This is a genomic window from Azospira inquinata (assembly GCF_018905915.1).
GTDB classification, from domain to species: Bacteria; Pseudomonadota; Gammaproteobacteria; order Burkholderiales; family Rhodocyclaceae; genus Azospira; species Azospira inquinata.
In genome coordinates, this window is record NZ_CP064782.1 from 1,950,175 (window position 1) to 1,965,525 (window position 15,351).

The following is a 15,351-nucleotide window of genomic DNA, read 5'->3' on the forward strand; positions in this document are numbered from 1 at the left end:
TGTCCCCGGTCCGGCACCCATTGATCCGGGGCCGACCTTCGGGATCACTCAGGATGGGGGAGAAAGTATTGCCCGATGTTTGGCTGGCGGTGATTTGGCAGGTGCTCTGCGGCGGTGGGATGGTTCTGGCGATGGGGCGGGGAGCCCCCCTGCTCCGGCGCCTGGCCTGGATGCTGTTTATCAGCCTGCCGGTGGCAGATTGCGCCCGTCGGCTGGTGATCAGCCTGGGCGGGGAAGGGGCCGTGTCCGGCGCCTGGCATCCTGCCTGGACCGTGGCGGGTTTGGTGTCGGGCCTGCTCCTGGCCGGATGGCATCGGACCTGGCCCGCCTGGGCCTGGGCCTTATGGGGGGCAAGCCGTTCCCTGCTGGCCCTGCTGGCCCTGACCCTGGTACTGCTGGCGGCTTACGGAGGAGGACGCCCGCCCCCGGATGCCTTAGGGGATGACCCCTCCCGGATTTTTTCCCAAGTACTGGATCAGGAGTCTCGCCGGGCCTTGGCCGAGGGCCGCTTTGCCCCCACCGAGCCCTTGTCTCCCGGCACCCGGCTGGCTTTGCTGGGGACCGGGGCCGGGGGGGCGAACGGATACTGGTGGGAATATTCCTCCCAAGGCTGGCGCCTGCTGTTTCGCTCCGGAGAACGCTGGGAAGGCCGGGCACTGCCCGTGACCAGCGCCTACTGGCGCAGTCTGGCGCCGGACTTTGTCACCCAGGTTTGCCCCACGGTACCCGGCGGGGCTTGCCGGGTACTGGCCGACCGGGGGAATTGGGAAATGGGGGCGCCCGCCCGGGTGGCGTCCGTTGCCTCCCCGGACGCCACCGAGATGGCGGATTGGGGCTGGACCTTCCGTTTCGAGCCCCAGGGGCCGGAGCAACGTTACCCCCTGCCCGTGGCCCTGGGCTGTTGTCTGGCCGGGGTGGGGGCCTACGGGGGTGGCCGGATGTGGCTGGTGCGGCGCCGGCGCTTTCGCCGCAAGGCCCGGCAGGCCGCTAGGTGGTATCAGAACTGGCGCTTTCTCCTGGAACATTTCCCCGACCCGGTGCTGGCCTTTGACGGCAAGGGCATCATCCTGCACCGCAATCCGGCCGCTGCTCGCCTGCTGGCCCCGGGGGGGCGGCTGGTGGACCTCCTTCCGGATTTAATGGATCTGGATTGGGCCGCCTTTCCTCTGCTTTCGCCGGCCCAGGTGTTTGCCCGCATTGCGGCCCGCACCGGGCGCCTGGGGGGGGTGCATAGGAGCGGCAAGGTGTTTCCCCTGGAGGTCTATTTCTATGCCATGGATGGGGCGGCGGGCTACCCCTTCCTGGCGGTCATGCGGGATGCCTCTTCCCTGAGCCTGGCCAAGGAACAGCTCAACCAGCGGGAAAATCTGCTGCAACGGGTGCTATCCGCCCTGCCCGTGGGGGTCTGGGTGGCCGATGCGGCGGGCAAAATTCTTCTGGAGAATGAGGCGGCCCGGGACATCTGGGCTGGCCATATGCCCTTCGACGGCACCACCCCCTATCGGGCTCGGCATCTGGTGGGGGGGCGGCTGGGGGAGCCCCAGGACAATCCCCTGCTGCGGGCCCTGGCCGGGGTGACCGTGGCGCCCCCGGAAACCGTGGAAATCTGGCGGGGCGATGGTTCCGCCCGCACCGTACTGAGTTCCGCTGTGCCCCTGGTTTTTCCCGAGGGCAAACGGGGCGGCGCCATTGTGGTACAGCAGGATGTGACCGCCCTGCGCACGGCGGTGGATGAACTGAAATTTTCCGTGAATCTGCTCCAGCGCCTGTTCGGCAGCTCCCCCGTGGCCATGTGCGTGGTGGATTTGAGCGGCCGCTATCTCATGGTCAATGCCACCTTCTGCCACTTCCTGGGCATGGAGGAGGGGGAGTTGTTACAGCGCACCGCCTGGGAGGTGACCTATGAGGAGGACATTCCCCTGCGCCAGGAAGCCTGGGTCTCCCTCTTCGCCGGGGGAGAGAGCGCTTTCCAGTGTGAGATCCGTTACCGGCACCGGCTGGGGCACCCCCTCTGGGGCTGGCTGACCACCACCCTGGTGCGGGACGAGGGGGGGCATCCCCTCTATCTGATGTCCCAGATGTTGGACATTACGGAGCGCAAGGCCATGGAAAGCCGCCTCCAAGCCCGGGAAGCGGCCCTTTCCCTGGCCCAGCGCATTGGTCGCCTGGGCTTCTGGGAATGGCATCCGGCGACGGACGAACTGATCTGCTCCGACGAGGCTATCCAGATGCTGGGATTGCCCCCCGGCCCCAAGGGGGGCATTGCCGACCTGTTCCTGACCATGGCTGCCAAGGACGTGCGGGCCATCGAAGCGGCCCTGTCCCGGGCGGTGCAGGACGGCACCCCTTCGAGTCGGGACTGCACCCTGTCCCTGCCCGCCTACGGGGCTCGGGACCGGGTGCCTCGCATTGTCCATTGGCAGGTAGAGGTGCTCTCCGGGGCCGGGGGGGTGCCCCGGCTGGTGGGTACGGTGCAGGATATTTCCGACCGCAAGGCCATTGAGGCGGAACTGCGGGTTTCCAGCCAGAATCTGCGCCGTTTGTCCGCCTACCACGAGCAATCCCTGGAACAGGAGCGCAAACGCATTGCCCTGGAATTGCACGATGAACTGGGCCAGTACCTGAGCGGTCTGAAAATGTCCCTGTCCGTGCTACGCCTCTCCCATCCGGATGATGGGGCCATTCAGGGGAAGGCCCAGGAAATGGGCCAGCTGGTGGGGGAATGCTTCCGGGTGGTGCGCCAGGTGGTGAGCAATCTGCGCCCTTCGGCGTTGAATCACGGTCTGGTGGCCGGGATCGAATGGCTGGTCCAGGAATTCCGCCGCCACACGGACATGGAGTGCGGCTTCCGTCGGGAAGGCCCGGAGCCGGATCTGGGGGAATTCGAGGCCACCACCCTGTTCCGCATTGTGCAGGAATCTCTGAACAACGCGGCCCGCCATTCCCTGGCCCGTTCGGTGAATATCGGCCTGTTTTTCGGCGAAAAGGTGATCTTATTGAAAATCGACGACGATGGCCGGGGCTTCGATCCGGACCATCTGCCCCCCGGCAAAGCCTTTGGTCTGCTCGGCCTCAAGGAGCGAGCCACAAGCCTGGGGGGCGTATTTCGCTTAAAATCCGCACCGGGACAGGGAACTCACATTTCCTTGTCCCTCCCCATCGCCCGTTAGCGCTCCATGCCCAAATTCTCCGCAGCCATCCAAATCTCCGTCATCATCGCCGACGATCACGCCATTGTGCGCGGCGGTTTGCGACAGATCATGGCCATGACCTCCGATCTCAAAGTGGTGGGGGAAGCTCGCAGCGGCGATGAAGTGCTGGAATTGGCCAAGGGCCTGCAACCCGACGTGCTGCTGCTGGACATTTCCATGCCCGGTTGCCACGGGGTGGATCTGGTGCAGCGCCTGAAGGTGGCCTATCCCCGGTTGCCCATCCTCATTCTCTCCATGCACAACGAGGGCCAGATCGTGGCCCGCATGCTCAAGGTGGGGGTCTCCGGTTACATCACCAAGGATGCGGAGCCGGAAATACTCCTGGCCGCCGTGCGTAAAGTGGCGGGGGGCGGGCGCTTCATCGACCCTTCCCTGGTGGACACCATGATTTTCGACGGAGCCCACCACCACGATTCTCCCTACGATCTCCTCTCCGATCGGGAGTTGCAGGTACTTCAGCTCCTGGTGTCCGGGATGCCGGTCACCGAGGTGGCCGACTCCCTTCATCTCTCCGCCAAGACCATCAGCACCCACAAAACCCGGCTGATGCAAAAACTCCATCTGGGCTCCAATGCGGACATGGTCCGCTACGCCATCCGCCACGGCCTGATCGAGGGCTGAGCTCCTAAAGGCCTGTATGACTCCGGTTTAGTTAGCTATATGACGTTTGCTGTAGGAAAACCCCGAATCAGGGTGTAAGACTTTCCGAAGCGGATTTAAATGTCGGCTGATAGCTGGACTGGTTTCTGCAATGCACCATGAATACATCCTTCATGCCAAGCGGAAACCATGAACCAGCCGTTTCAAATTGAACGCAGCCATGGCCTTGCTTCCCTATCCGGAATTGCGGATCGGGCCGAAACGTCGGCTGATCAGGTCGGAGATCGACCATGACTCAGGGCATCGGGCATCGTCTGGGATGTTGGGGGCTGCCCCCCCTGCTGGCCCTGGGGGCCATGCTGCTTGCCTCCCTGCTTCCTTCTTCCTTGCTGGCCTGGGGTGTGGCCCTGGGCTTGGCATTGGCCGCGGCTTGGCTCCTGGATTGGAGTCGGCCTCGGAACGAACTTCCTCCCCTGCCGGAGGAGGTGGCTACAACCCCGGCGGACGCCCCCTCCGCCGGGGTGGTGGGCCTGGATGACCTTTGCCGTCAGGTGCTGCCGGTATGGGGCGACCATCTGGGCACGGTACGCCACCAGGCAGAAGACGCCATCGCGACTCTTTCTTCCCAATTCTCCACCCTGGCCCAGCGCCTGGATGCGGCGGTGCAGGCTTCCCGCCACGGGGTGGAAGGCCGGGACGGGGGCGGCCTGGGGGCGGTGCTGGATGACAGCCAGAACCGTCTCGCCGGGGTGGTCCAGTCCCTGCGCGCTTCCCTGGACAATAAACAGGTCCTGCTCAAGGACATCGGGGAATTGAACGCCCTCACCGAACAATTGCATGCCATGGCAGAAGACGTAGGCAAGATCGCGTCCCAGACCAATCTCTTAGCCCTGAATGCGGCCATTGAAGCGGCCCGGGCGGGGGAAGCGGGGCGGGGGTTTTCGGTGGTGGCAGACGAAGTGCGGAAGCTCTCCAACGAATCAGGGCAGACCGGTTCCCGGATACGGGAAACGGTGGGGGTGGTGAACAGCACCATCGCCTCGGCCCTGGCGGCGGCGGAGCAATACGCCAAAGAAGAACAACAGGTGATCAGCACGGCGGAAGGCGAAGTGGCGGGGGTGCTGGAAGGCTTCCGGCGTTCCATGGAAAGCCTGGGGGAAGCCTCGGCCCACCTCCAGGAAGAATCCGCCGGCATCGGCAGCGAAATCGCCGGGGTACTGGTATCCCTCCAGTTCCAAGACCGGATCGACCAAATCCTCTCCCACGTCTCCCGGGACATGGACAAACTCAAAGACCTACTGAGCCACCCGGACACGGACGAAGGCCAGGTGCCGGACGCCCGGAGCTGGCTGGGAGCCCTGGAAGACACCTACACCACGGCAGAACAACACGCCGTGCATCACGGCAATGCCCCGGGCGGCAGCCAACCAGAACCGGCGGGCATCACCTTTTTCTAGGAGAGCGCAACCCATGGCTAAAACGATCCTCATCGTGGACGACTCCACCTCCCTGCGGCAGGTGGTCAAGATCGCCCTCAGTGGCGCGGGCTACGACGTGATCGAAGCCTGCGACGGGGTAGATGCCCTAAGCAAGCTGGACGGACGGAAAGTACATCTGGTGGTGAGCGACGTGAATATGCCCCGGATGGACGGCATCACCTTCGTGCGGCAACTGAAACAAAAGCCCGGCTACCAATTCACACCGGTGATCATGCTCACCACCGAATCCGAAGCGGAAAAGATGAAACAGGGCCAAGCCGCCGGGGCCAAAGCCTGGGTGGTGAAACCCTTCCAGCCAGCCCAGATGCTGGCCGCGGTGGGCAAGCTGGTGATGGCCTAAAGCAAATTCCCAAGCGGCGGATCGCCGCTCCACACCCGGAAGTTCAAACATTCATGGATAGATGAAGGGGGGCTTCATGTCGCTACGTATCGAGCAACAAGGGCAAATCAGCCGGGCCATTCTGGACGGAGAACTGACCATCTACAGCGCCACGGACGTGAAAGACGCCCTGATGGGCGAACTGGAACGCTGCCAGGAAATGGAAATCGACCTGTCCGGCGTGGAAGAAGTGGATACGGCAGGGTTTCAAGTGCTGATCCTGGCCAAGCGGGAAGCGGCCAAAGCCTTAAAGACCCTGCGCATGGTGGCCCACAGCCCGGCCACCCTGGAAGTGCTGGAACTGCTGGACATGTCCGCCTATTTCGGAGATGCCCTGCCGGTGAAAGAAAACTGGGCAGCGTAAAGGAGCGGACATGGACAATCCCCTAGCCGGCCTGGAAGCAGCTCTCCAGACCTTTTACGAAGAAAGCCGGGATCTGCTCCAGGTCATGGAAGAGAACCTGGAAGCCCTGGCGGATGGCGACGCAGATCCGGAGCGGGTCAATGCCCTGTTCCGGGCGGCCCACACCATTAAAGGGTCGGCGGGCATGTTCGACCTGGCCCCGGTGGTGAGCTTCACCCACAACGTGGAAACCCTCATGTCCCAGGTACGGGACGGCAAAGTGAGCCTGGACGGCAACCTGGTCCAGCTGCTCCTGGAATGCCGGGACCACCTGGAAGACCTGATCGCCTGCACGGAACGTCAAGAAACCCCGGCCGCCCCCATGGCGGCCCGGGAGCAAACCCTGGTGACTCGCCTGCACCAGGCCGTGGGCGCCCCGGAGGCCACCCCTGGCCCGGCGGGCGTGGGTACGGGAGTGGGGGCAGGGAGCGACAGCGCCGCCCCCTCCGCCTCCGCCCCCGGGGTCATTCCGGAAGCCGTGGAAGACGGCGCCCCGGCGGGGGACGCCCCGGGCCGGGACGCCTGGCACCTTTCCCTGCGCTTTAAGCCCGGGGTGCTGCAAAACGGCATGGACCCCTTGGGCTTCCTCCGCTACCTCTCCCAGATCGGCCGCATCGCCCACATCACCACCCTGCCGGACGCCATGCCGGAGGCCGACCAGATGAATCCCCTGGACTGCTACCTGGGGTTTGAAATCGAGCTGGAATCCGAGGCGGACAAAGCCACCATCGAACACGTCTTCGACTTCGTCTGGAGCGACTGCCAGCTGCGCCTCCTGCCCCCCCGGAGCCGGGCCCAGGACTTTGTGGACCTGATCCACGAACTGCCGGAAGGACCGGAGCGGCTAGGAGAAATCCTGGTGGCGGCCGGCGCCCTGACCCCCAAGGAACTGGAACTGGGCTTGGCCCACCAGGCCAAGATCGGCAATGCGGCGGAAGTACCCCTGGGGGAAATCCTGGTGGAGCAGGGCATGGTCCAGCCCAAGGTGGTGGAAGCCGCCCTGGAACACCAGCACGTGGCCAAGGAAAAAGAAAAGCGCGCAGGAGAAAACCGCTTTGTGCGGGTCCATGCGGAAAAGCTGGACATGCTCATCAACCTGGTGGGGGAACTGGTCATCGCTGGGGCCACGGCCCACCTGGAAGCCAAGCGGCGCAAGGACCGGCAGCTGATGGAATCCTCCTACTCCGTCTCCCGGCTGGTGGAAGAAATCCGGGACGTGGCCTTAAAGCTACGCATGGTGGAAATCGGCGATAGCTTCAACCGCTTCCACCGGGTGGTGCGGGAAATGAGTAAGGACCTGGACAAGGTCATTGCCCTGGACATTACGGGAGCGGAAACCGAGCTGGACAAAACCGTGGTGGAAAAGATCGGGGACCCCCTGATGCACCTGGTGCGGAACTCCATCGACCACGGCCTGGAAACCCGGGCCGAGCGGCTGGCGGCGGGGAAGGCGGAACAGGGCCATATCCGGCTCAACGCCTTCCACGACTCGGGGAGCATCGTGGTGGAAGTGGGGGACGACGGCCGGGGCCTGAATCGGGAAAAGATCCTCAGCCGGGCCCGGGAACGGGGCCTGGTGCCGGAAGGCCAGGACCCGGAAGACGGGGAACTGTACGCCCTGATCTTCGAACCCGGCTTCTCCACCGCAGAAAAGGTCACCAACATCTCCGGGCGAGGCGTGGGGATGGACGTGGTGAAACGGGAAATCACCGGGCTCCGGGGCAATGTGGAAATCGATACGGAGGCGGGGAAGGGCACCACCATCCGGCTGCGCCTGCCTTTGACCCTGGCCATTATCGACGGCTTCCTGGTGCGGGTCGGGGGCGTGCCCTTTGTTCTGCCCCTGGAAGCGGTACGGGAATGCGTGGCCCTGCAAGACATCGGCAATGACCGGCGGCACTACACCAACCTGCGGGGGGAAGTGCTGCCCTACGTACGGCTGCGGGAACTGTTCGGGGTGGAAGGGGAAGTGCCCCGGCGGGAAAACATCGTGGTGGTCCATTACCTGGGCCGGCGCATCGGGGTGGTGGTGGATGAACTGCAAGGGGAATTGCAGACGGTAATCAAACCTCTGGGCCAACTCTTCCGGCACCTGCGGGGCATCTCCGGCTCCAGCATCCTGGGCAGTGGAGAAGTGGCCCTGATCGTGGATGTCTCCGCCCTGGCCCAGATCGCCGCTAACCACGAGAAAAGCGTGGATGGCTCCCAGCACAACCAATTTGCAACACCTGCTTCTGAATCCTCGAAGACTTCTTTGGAAAGGAATCTCCCATGTTCAGCAATTTGAAAATCGGCCTGCGTCTGGCCATCGGCTTTGGTCTCGCCATTCTTCTGACCATTGCCATTGTGATGGTGGCTTTGGTGCGTCTGGATGCTTTGAACGATCACATTCAGGAGCTGGCCAACCAGCGCTGGGCGGCGGCTCAGACCGCCAATCGGGTGGTGCAGAATCTGGCGAACTTCAATGTAGCTTTTCGCTCCCTGATCATTACTAACGACAAGGCGGAGGAAAAGCGCCAGATCGAAGCGATTGATCGCTTACGTCGGGACAACAGCGAACAGTTCGATAAGCTGGAAAAGCTCATGTCTACCGACAAAGAAAAGGAGCTGATGCACACCATTAACGATGTGCGTAAGCGCTTGGCCGGTCCCGTGGAAAACATGAAGGCCTACGCGGACACTTCTTCGCCCCAATACAACGCTACCAAGGCATCCGAATACCTGTTCGGGGAATTCAGCCAAATTACCAACGAAGAAAACTCCGCCTTACAAGCTTTGTTGGACTATGAAAGCGACTCCTTTACGGAAGCGGCCAAATCTGCGGCGGATGCCAATGCCCAGAGCCGTAACCAGCTAATCATCATCGCCATCATTTTGGTGATTGTTTCCTCCGGCCTGGCTTTCTGGATTACCCGTTCCATTACCAAACCGGTGATCGAAGCTCTGGGCGCGGCCAATGCCCTGGCGGAAGGGGATCTGAGCGTGCGCCTGGTTGCCAGCTCCCGGGATGAGGTGGGCCAGTTGATGGAAGCCATGGCCAACATGATTGCCAAGCTCAACCAGATCATCGGGGAAGTGCGGTCGGCGGCGGACAATCTATCCAGCGCCTCCGAGCAGGTGTCCGCCACCTCCCAGTCCCTGTCCCAATCCTCTTCCGAACAGGCGGCCAGCATTGAGGAAATGAGCGCTTCCGTGAATCAGAATACGGAAAACGCCAAGGTCACCAATGGCATGGCCTCCCAATCCGCCGGTCAGGCCAACGAGGGCGGGGATGCGGTGCGGGAAACGGTGACCGCCATGAAACGCATCGCGGACAAAATCGGCATCATCGACGATATTGCCTACCAGACCAATCTGCTGGCCCTGAACGCGGCCATTGAAGCGGCCCGGGCCGGGGAACACGGCAAGGGTTTTGCGGTGGTGGCGGCGGAAGTGCGCAAGCTGGCGGAACGGAGCCAGGAAGCGGCCCAGGAAATCGGCGAAGTGGCCAGCGGCAGTGTGCAACTGGCGGAAAAGGCGGGCAATCTGCTGGATCAAATGGTGCCGGCCATCCGCAAAACCTCCGATCTGGTCCAGGAAATTACCGCTTCTTCCCAGGAACAGGCTACCGGCGTGGGCCAGCTGAATCAGACCACCCAGCAGAATGCCGCCGCTTCCGAAGAACTGGCGGCCACCGCCGAAGAAATGAGCGGTCAGGCGGTGCAACTGCAAGAGCTCATGTCCTTCTTCAAGCTGAAGAACGATGGCAAGGCCGGCCAAGGGGAAGCCAAGTCCGTGAAGCGTAGCGGTTCCCCCAAGGTACTAGCCCGGCCCTCCGCCGAGGATAAGGACTTCGAACACTTCGAAGGAGGTGCGGCATGGGTGCGCTCGTAACCACCAAACAGCCGGGCCGGGAGGCGGCCCGGGATGGGGGGGCGGTGGAACAGCAGCAATTCCTCACTTTCCAGCTGTCCGGGGAACTGTTCGGCCTGAGCATCCTGACCATCAAGGAAATTATCGAGTTCGGCGCCCTGACCCCGGTGCCCATGATGCCCGCCTATATGCGGGGGGTGATTAACCTGCGGGGCGCCGTGGTACCGGTCATCGATCTGTCCGTGCGCTTTGGCCGTCCCCCTTCCCAGGTCACCCGGCGCAGTTGCGTGGTGATCGTGGAGGTGGAGACCGAGGTGGGCCAGCAGGTGCTGGGGGTGCTGGTGGATGCGGTGAATGAGGTGCTGGATATTCCGGCGGATCAAATCGAGCCGCCCCCCAGCTTCGGTGCCCGCATCCGCTCCGAATTCATCGCTGGCATGGGCAAGGTGGCCAAGGGCTTCGTCATTCTTCTGGACGCGGATCGGGTGTTGTCCGTGGAAGAACTGGCGGCCATTGGCGGTCTGGCGGATGCCTCTCCGGCCCAAACCATGTAGGGGAGGGCCTTTGGCAAGGAGATGGGTCATGTCGTTACCGTTTTTGCGCCATGGTTTTACCCGGGGTGTGGCGGACTCCCTGAGCCATTTGCTCCTGGCCCAGGTGGGGACGCCCGGCCTGGTGTGCGACGAGCGGGAATGTATCGTTACCTGCAACGGCGCGGCGGAAAGCCTGTTTGGCCGACCCCTACAGGAATTGCGCGGCCAGTGCCTGGAAGTCCTGATGGAGGCTCTGGAAGGCAGTCGGGTGACGGTGTTGCGGGGGGACGGGGGCCGGGAAACGGCCCAGGTCCAACGCACGCCTTTTGCTGGCGCCCATGGTCAAGGTGCCCTGTGGTTGCTGGCCCCGGAGAAGGTGGAGGGGGGGCAGCGGGAGCGCATCGGCCAGCTGGCGGAATTTGCTGGGGAAGCCATGCTGGTGGCCGGGCCGGATCGGCGCATTCAGCACATTAACACCGCCGGTTACCGGCTCCTGGGGATGCCAGAACAGCAGCCCCGGGAGCTCTTTCTCGACCGGCTCTTTCCTGACTGGCTGCAAGGCCTGGATCCCCTGCACCAGGGGCAGAATTTCCGCGCCTGGCAGGGGGACGCCATTCTGCTGCGTCCGGATGGGGAAAAGGTGCCCGTGCGCCAGGTGCTGATGGCCCATTTTGACCAGGGGGGCGGCTGGAGCACCCTGCTCACCCTGCGCCGGGATAAGTCCCGCTGGAAGGAAGAGCTGCGCCGCTGGCAGCACCACGACGTACTGACCGGCCTGGCCAACCGGCGCTACCTCAACGGCCTGCTGGAAGCCACGGTGGGCATGGCCCGCCAGCAAAAGCGCCGCATGGGAGTGATCTGCATGGATCTGGATCACTTCAAGGACATTAACGATACCTTCGGCCACCGGGTCGGGGACAAGGTGCTGAAGGCCCTGGCCCAGCGCATCGGTGACACGGTGGGGCCGGATAATCTGGTGGCCCGTAGCGGTGGCGATGAATTTACCGTGATCCTGCCCCAGCTGCGGGATACGGAAGAATTGAAATTCCTGGCCGACCGTCTGCTCCAGGTGGCTCATGGAGCCTTGCAGGAGGATGGGGCGGAGATCAAACCTTCCCTGAGCCTGGGCATGGCGGTGTTTCCCGAGGACGGCCAAGGGGCCGAATCCCTCTTTGCGGCGGCGGATATTGCGGTGCGCCGGGCCAAGGAGGATGGGCGGGACACGGCCCGCTTTTTCAGCGCCGAGATGAACCGCCGGGTGCGGGATCAGGTGCTGCTGGAATCCCACCTGCGCCGGGCCCTGGCGGAAGGGGAGATGTACCTCCACTACCAGCCCCAGGCCTGCCTCAAGACCGGCACCATTGTGGGGGTGGAGGCCCTGGCCCGCTGGCGTCATCCGGAATGGGGGGAAGTGACCCCGGACCGGTTTATTCCGGCGGCGGAACGGAGCGGCCTGATTCTGGAACTGGGAGAATGGGTGTTGCGCACCGCCTGCCGCCAGTATCGGGCCTGGTGCGACGGGGGCAATCCGCCCCTGCGCCTGGCGGTGAATCTGTCGCCTCGCCAGTTTCGCCAGCACAATCTGTCCACCCGGGTGGAGGCCATTCTGGCCGAGACCGGTGTTTCCCCCCGCTCCCTGGAATTGGAAATTACGGAGGGCTCCCTGATGCACGACCCGGGCCGGGCGGTGGCCGTGCTCCAGCATTTTTCCGACCTGGGAATCCGGGTGGCCATCGACGACTTCGGCACCGGCTATTCCTCCCTGGCCTATCTCAAATCCTTTCCCCTGGACCGGATCAAGATCGATCGTTCCTTCGTCCGGGGGGTGCCCGGGGATGCGGACGACATGGCCATTATCCGGGCCATTCTTTCCCTGGCCCGCAACCTGGGGCTACAGACCATTGCGGAAGGGGTGGAGACGGAGGCCCAGCGAGAGTTTCTCGCCCGTCAGGGCTGCGAGGAAATGCAGGGCTTTTTGCTGAGTCGGCCCATTGCCGGCCAGGCCCTGCGGGAATTGGTGGCCCAATACAATCTGGGCGGGAATGGCCAGTATTCCAGCCTGGCAGCCATGGTGCCCCAGGGCCGCGGTTAAAAAGAGGACGCGTGGAAAAAAGCCCGCCGGGGAAACCCGGCGGGCTTTTTTTATGGGGACGATGCAGCGGGGCGGACGGCCTTTAATCCCGGCCCATGCGCCGCAGGTAGAGGCCCACGGAAAGCTGGGCGCCGAGCCAGCCCAGGAAGGCCCCGGCTAGCACCAGCAGGACGCTGCCCACCGGGTCTAAGCCCTGGAGGCGGAAATTGGCGCCGTAGAGTCCGGCCAGTTCGGCCACCGAGGGACTCAGGGTATGCACCCCCAGGGCCACCAGCCCCAGGGCCAGCAGGCCCCCCAGGGCGCCCTGAATGGCGCCGAAATAATAGAAGGGACGGCGGATGTAGCCGGAGGTGGCGCCGATCAGCTGGGCTACCTCAATTTCCGCGCCCTGGGCCAGGATTTGCAGGCGAATGGTGTTGAAGGTAATGGCGGCCAGGGCCACGGCCAGCAGTCCGGCCAGCATGGCCATGGTCAGCCGTCCCAGGCGGAGGAAGCTGTCAAAACGATGGGCCCAGGCCGAATCCAGCTGCACATGCTCCACCCCCGGCCAGGAGGACACCTGCTGGGCCAGGGCTTCCATGCGGCTCGGGGTGGTATCCCGGGGCTCCAGCACAAAGGCGTCGGGCAGGGGGTTGCGGGGCAGGCTGGCGAGCAGGTCGGCCATGCCCTCGTTGTCCTGCAACTGGGCCATGGCCTGTTCCTTGGAGACAAAGCTCAGGTGGCCCGCCCGGGCCTGTTCCAGACGGCTCTGGACGGCCAGTTCATCCTCCCGGGTGGCGCTGGAGGCGAGAAAGATGCTGATCTGCTGTACCCCGGAAGCCCGGGCAGCGGCTTGGCTCAGATTGTCCAGGGCGATCCACCCGGCGGCGGGCAGGACCAGGGCGATGCCGATCACCAGCAGGGAGAGCAGGGTGTTCAGGGGGGCAGTGGCCAGACGGCGCAGGGCGGCGGCCTGGGCGTGGGCGTGTTGAACGAGCCAGGTATGCATCAGTTTTCTCCTTCCGCCGGGACCAGCTTGCCCTTGTCCAGCCATAGCAGGCGGGGATGGAGCTGGTCGGACCACTGGGTATCGTGGGTGGCGAGAATGACCGTCACCCCCACCTGGTGGAAGGCCTTGAAGAGGGCGATGACTTCGGCCGCGGAATCCGTGTCCAGATTGGCGATGGGCTCGTCGGCCAGGAGCACGGCGGGCCGGTTTACCACCGCCCGGGCAATGGCCAGACGCTGCTGTTCCCCGCCGGAAAGGGCGATGGGATTGGCCTTTTCCCGGGGCAGCAGGCCCACCTTATCCAGGGCCGCCCGGGCCCGTTTCAGGGCCTCCTTGGGGGGCGTGCCCACAATGGCCAAGGGCAGGAGCACATTGTCCAGAACGCTGCGGTCAAAAAGCAGTTTCTGATCCTGGAAGACCAGGCCGAAATTGCGCCGCACATAGGGAATGGCGCTGGGGCGCAGGGCGGCCAGATTCTGGCCATTGACCACCACGCTGCCGGAAGTGGGTTTTTCCAGGGCGGCGGCGATTTTGCACAGGGTGCTTTTACCGGCGCCGGAGGGGCCGACCAGGTACACCATCTCCCCGGCCTGAATGTCGAAACTCACCCCCTTTAGGGCTTCGTAGCCCGTGGGGTAGCGTTTGGTGACGGATGAAAAGGAAATCATGGGGGGACTTCTCAAAAATGCGGACCGGGGTGGGCCCAGGGGCCAACGGGCCGGGGGGCGGGGCGGAGCGCAGGAAGGGGCACGGGGGCCTCAATCGCCCAGCAGGGCATCCACAAAGTCCCGTACCGCGAAGGGGCGCAGATCGTCGATGCCTTCCCCCACGCCGATAAAGCGGATGGGCTTGGGGCACTGGCGGGCAATGGCGGCGATGACCCCGCCCTTGGCGGTGCCGTCCAGCTTGGTCAGCACCAGGCCGGTGACGTTGAGGGACTTATCGAAGGCTTTCACCTGGGCCAGGGCGTTCTGGCCGATATTGGCGTCCAGCACCAGGATCACCTCGTGGGGGCCGGTGGGGTCCGCTTTCTGAATGACCCGGCGCACCTTGGCGATTTCTTCCATGAGGTGCAGCTGGGTGGGCAGGCGCCCGGCGGTGTCCGCCAGCACCACGTCGATGCCCCGGGCCTTGGCGGCGGCGATGGCGTCGAATACTACGGCGGCCGGATCGCCGCTTTCCTGGGCGATCACCGTCACATTGTTCCGTTCGCCCCAGGTCTGGAGCTGTTCCCGGGCGGCGGCCCGGAAGGTGTCCCCGGCGGCCAGGAGTACGCTCTTGCCCTGGCTCTGGAAATACTTGGCCAGCTTGCCGATGGAGGTGGTTTTGCCCGCCCCGTTGACCCCGGCGATCATGATTACGAAAGGGCGGTGGCCGGAAATGTCCAGGGGCTGTTCCAGGGGCGCTAGCAGTTCGGCCAGACAGTCCCCCAGGGCCTGCTGGATGGCTTCCGGCGTATCCAGCTTGTCCTGCTTGGCCCGGGCTTTGAGAGCGTTGAGCAGGTGCTCCGTGGCTTCCATGCCCACATCGCTGGTGAGCAGGAGAGTTTCCAGTTCTTCCAACAATTCCTCATCCACCTTGCCCCGGGCGAAGACGGCTTTGAGCTTGCCCCCCAGCTGGGCCCGGGTGCGGGCCAGCCCCTTGAAAAGGCGCTCCCGCCAGGAAAGGGCGGCGGGGGCGGCGTCCGCTCCGGCCTCCGGCGTGGCGGTGGAAGTGTCGGTGGCAGATTTTTTCAGGAAACCAAACATGGGCGTTCCGGGACAAAGAAGATGAGCCATGAACCGCCGCCAGGG

12 protein-coding genes are annotated in these 15,351 nt (G+C 64.0%); 9 read left to right on the top strand and 3 right to left on the bottom strand.

Going from position 1 to position 15,351, the window contains the following annotated elements; translation table 11 throughout:
• Nucleotides 1-68 precede the first annotated feature (68 nt).
• The 9 genes from Azoinq_RS08980 (at nucleotide 69) to Azoinq_RS09020 (ending at nucleotide 12,570) form a co-directional block, all read left to right on the top strand.
• Entirely contained in the window at nucleotides 69-3,170 is a 3,102-nt protein-coding gene (locus Azoinq_RS08980; protein ID WP_216129855.1) for a PAS domain-containing sensor histidine kinase, read from the top strand.
• Between the two features lie 6 nt (nucleotides 3,171-3,176).
• Nucleotides 3,177-3,833 (top strand): response regulator, encoded by a 657-nt coding sequence (locus Azoinq_RS08985; RefSeq protein ID WP_216129854.1) that lies wholly within the window; start codon nucleotides 3,177-3,179, stop codon nucleotides 3,831-3,833.
• Nucleotides 3,834-4,102: 269 nt separating this feature from the next.
• On the top strand, nucleotides 4,103-5,269 hold the full coding sequence (locus Azoinq_RS08990) for a methyl-accepting chemotaxis protein (protein WP_216129852.1): 1,167 nt from the start codon (nucleotides 4,103-4,105) through the stop codon (nucleotides 5,267-5,269).
• Nucleotides 5,270-5,282: 13 nt separating this feature from the next.
• Entirely contained in the window at nucleotides 5,283-5,651 is a 369-nt protein-coding gene (locus tag Azoinq_RS08995) for a response regulator (protein WP_216128403.1), read from the top strand.
• Between the two features lie 76 nt (nucleotides 5,652-5,727).
• Nucleotides 5,728-6,054: an STAS domain-containing protein gene (locus Azoinq_RS09000; RefSeq protein WP_216128402.1), complete on the top strand. Its 327-nt coding sequence runs from the start codon at nucleotides 5,728-5,730 to the stop codon at nucleotides 6,052-6,054.
• A 10-nt stretch (nucleotides 6,055-6,064) separates the two neighbouring features.
• Complete coding sequence (locus Azoinq_RS09005; protein WP_216129850.1) at nucleotides 6,065-8,380, top strand: chemotaxis protein CheA; 2,316 nt, start codon at nucleotides 6,065-6,067, stop codon at nucleotides 8,378-8,380.
• Nucleotides 8,365-9,966: a methyl-accepting chemotaxis protein gene (locus tag Azoinq_RS09010; protein WP_216129848.1), complete on the top strand. Its 1,602-nt coding sequence runs from the start codon at nucleotides 8,365-8,367 to the stop codon at nucleotides 9,964-9,966. Before Azoinq_RS09005 ends, Azoinq_RS09010 begins: the two co-directional genes overlap by 16 nt.
• Nucleotides 9,951-10,499, top strand: a complete 549-nt coding sequence (locus Azoinq_RS09015; RefSeq protein WP_216129845.1) for a chemotaxis protein CheW — start codon at nucleotides 9,951-9,953, stop codon at nucleotides 10,497-10,499. Before Azoinq_RS09010 ends, Azoinq_RS09015 begins: the two co-directional genes overlap by 16 nt.
• Nucleotides 10,500-10,527: 28 nt before the next feature.
• The gene (locus Azoinq_RS09020) at nucleotides 10,528-12,570 is read left to right on the top strand and encodes a putative bifunctional diguanylate cyclase/phosphodiesterase (protein WP_216129843.1); all 2,043 of its coding nucleotides are present in this window, start codon (nucleotides 10,528-10,530) and stop codon (nucleotides 12,568-12,570) included.
• Nucleotides 12,571-12,652: 82 nt separating this feature from the next.
• Here Azoinq_RS09020 and ftsX read toward each other — a convergent pair whose 3' ends face one another.
• The 3 genes from ftsX to ftsY form a co-directional block, all read right to left on the bottom strand.
• Nucleotides 12,653-13,558, bottom strand: a complete 906-nt coding sequence (gene ftsX / locus Azoinq_RS09025; RefSeq protein ID WP_216129841.1) for a permease-like cell division protein FtsX — start codon at nucleotides 13,556-13,558, stop codon at nucleotides 12,653-12,655.
• Nucleotides 13,558-14,226, bottom strand: coding sequence for a cell division ATP-binding protein FtsE (locus tag Azoinq_RS09030; RefSeq protein ID WP_216129840.1), 669 nt, complete (start codon nucleotides 14,224-14,226; stop codon nucleotides 13,558-13,560). Before Azoinq_RS09030 ends, ftsX begins: the two co-directional genes overlap by 1 nt.
• Nucleotides 14,227-14,316: 90 nt before the next feature.
• Nucleotides 14,317-15,306 carry a signal recognition particle-docking protein FtsY gene (ftsY, locus tag Azoinq_RS09035; protein WP_216129838.1) on the bottom strand — a complete coding sequence of 330 codons (990 nt, stop codon included), beginning with the start codon at nucleotides 15,304-15,306 and terminating at the stop codon, nucleotides 14,317-14,319.
• Between the last annotated feature and the right edge of the window lie 45 nt (nucleotides 15,307-15,351).

Bases quoted from the DNA above. Each gene is read 5' to 3' on its own strand.
- Azoinq_RS08985 (WP_216129854.1), top strand. From the start codon at position 3,177: ATGCCCAAATTCTCCGCAGCCATCCAAATCTCCGTCATCATCGCCGAC.
- Azoinq_RS08990 (WP_216129852.1), top strand. From the start codon at position 4,103: ATGACTCAGGGCATCGGGCATCGTCTGGGATGTTGGGGGCTGCCCCCC.
- Azoinq_RS08995 (WP_216128403.1), top strand. From the start codon at position 5,283: ATGGCTAAAACGATCCTCATCGTGGACGACTCCACCTCCCTGCGGCAG.
- Azoinq_RS09000 (WP_216128402.1), top strand. From the start codon at position 5,728: ATGTCGCTACGTATCGAGCAACAAGGGCAAATCAGCCGGGCCATTCTG.
- Azoinq_RS09005 (WP_216129850.1), top strand. From the start codon at position 6,065: ATGGACAATCCCCTAGCCGGCCTGGAAGCAGCTCTCCAGACCTTTTAC.
- Azoinq_RS09010 (WP_216129848.1), top strand. From the start codon at position 8,365: ATGTTCAGCAATTTGAAAATCGGCCTGCGTCTGGCCATCGGCTTTGGT.
- Azoinq_RS09015 (WP_216129845.1), top strand. From the start codon at position 9,951: ATGGGTGCGCTCGTAACCACCAAACAGCCGGGCCGGGAGGCGGCCCGG.
- Azoinq_RS09020 (WP_216129843.1), top strand. From the start codon at position 10,528: ATGTCGTTACCGTTTTTGCGCCATGGTTTTACCCGGGGTGTGGCGGAC.
- ftsX (WP_216129841.1), bottom strand. From the start codon at position 13,558: ATGCATACCTGGCTCGTTCAACACGCCCACGCCCAGGCCGCCGCCCTG.
- Azoinq_RS09030 (WP_216129840.1), bottom strand. From the start codon at position 14,226: ATGATTTCCTTTTCATCCGTCACCAAACGCTACCCCACGGGCTACGAA.
- ftsY (WP_216129838.1), bottom strand. From the start codon at position 15,306: ATGTTTGGTTTCCTGAAAAAATCTGCCACCGACACTTCCACCGCCACG.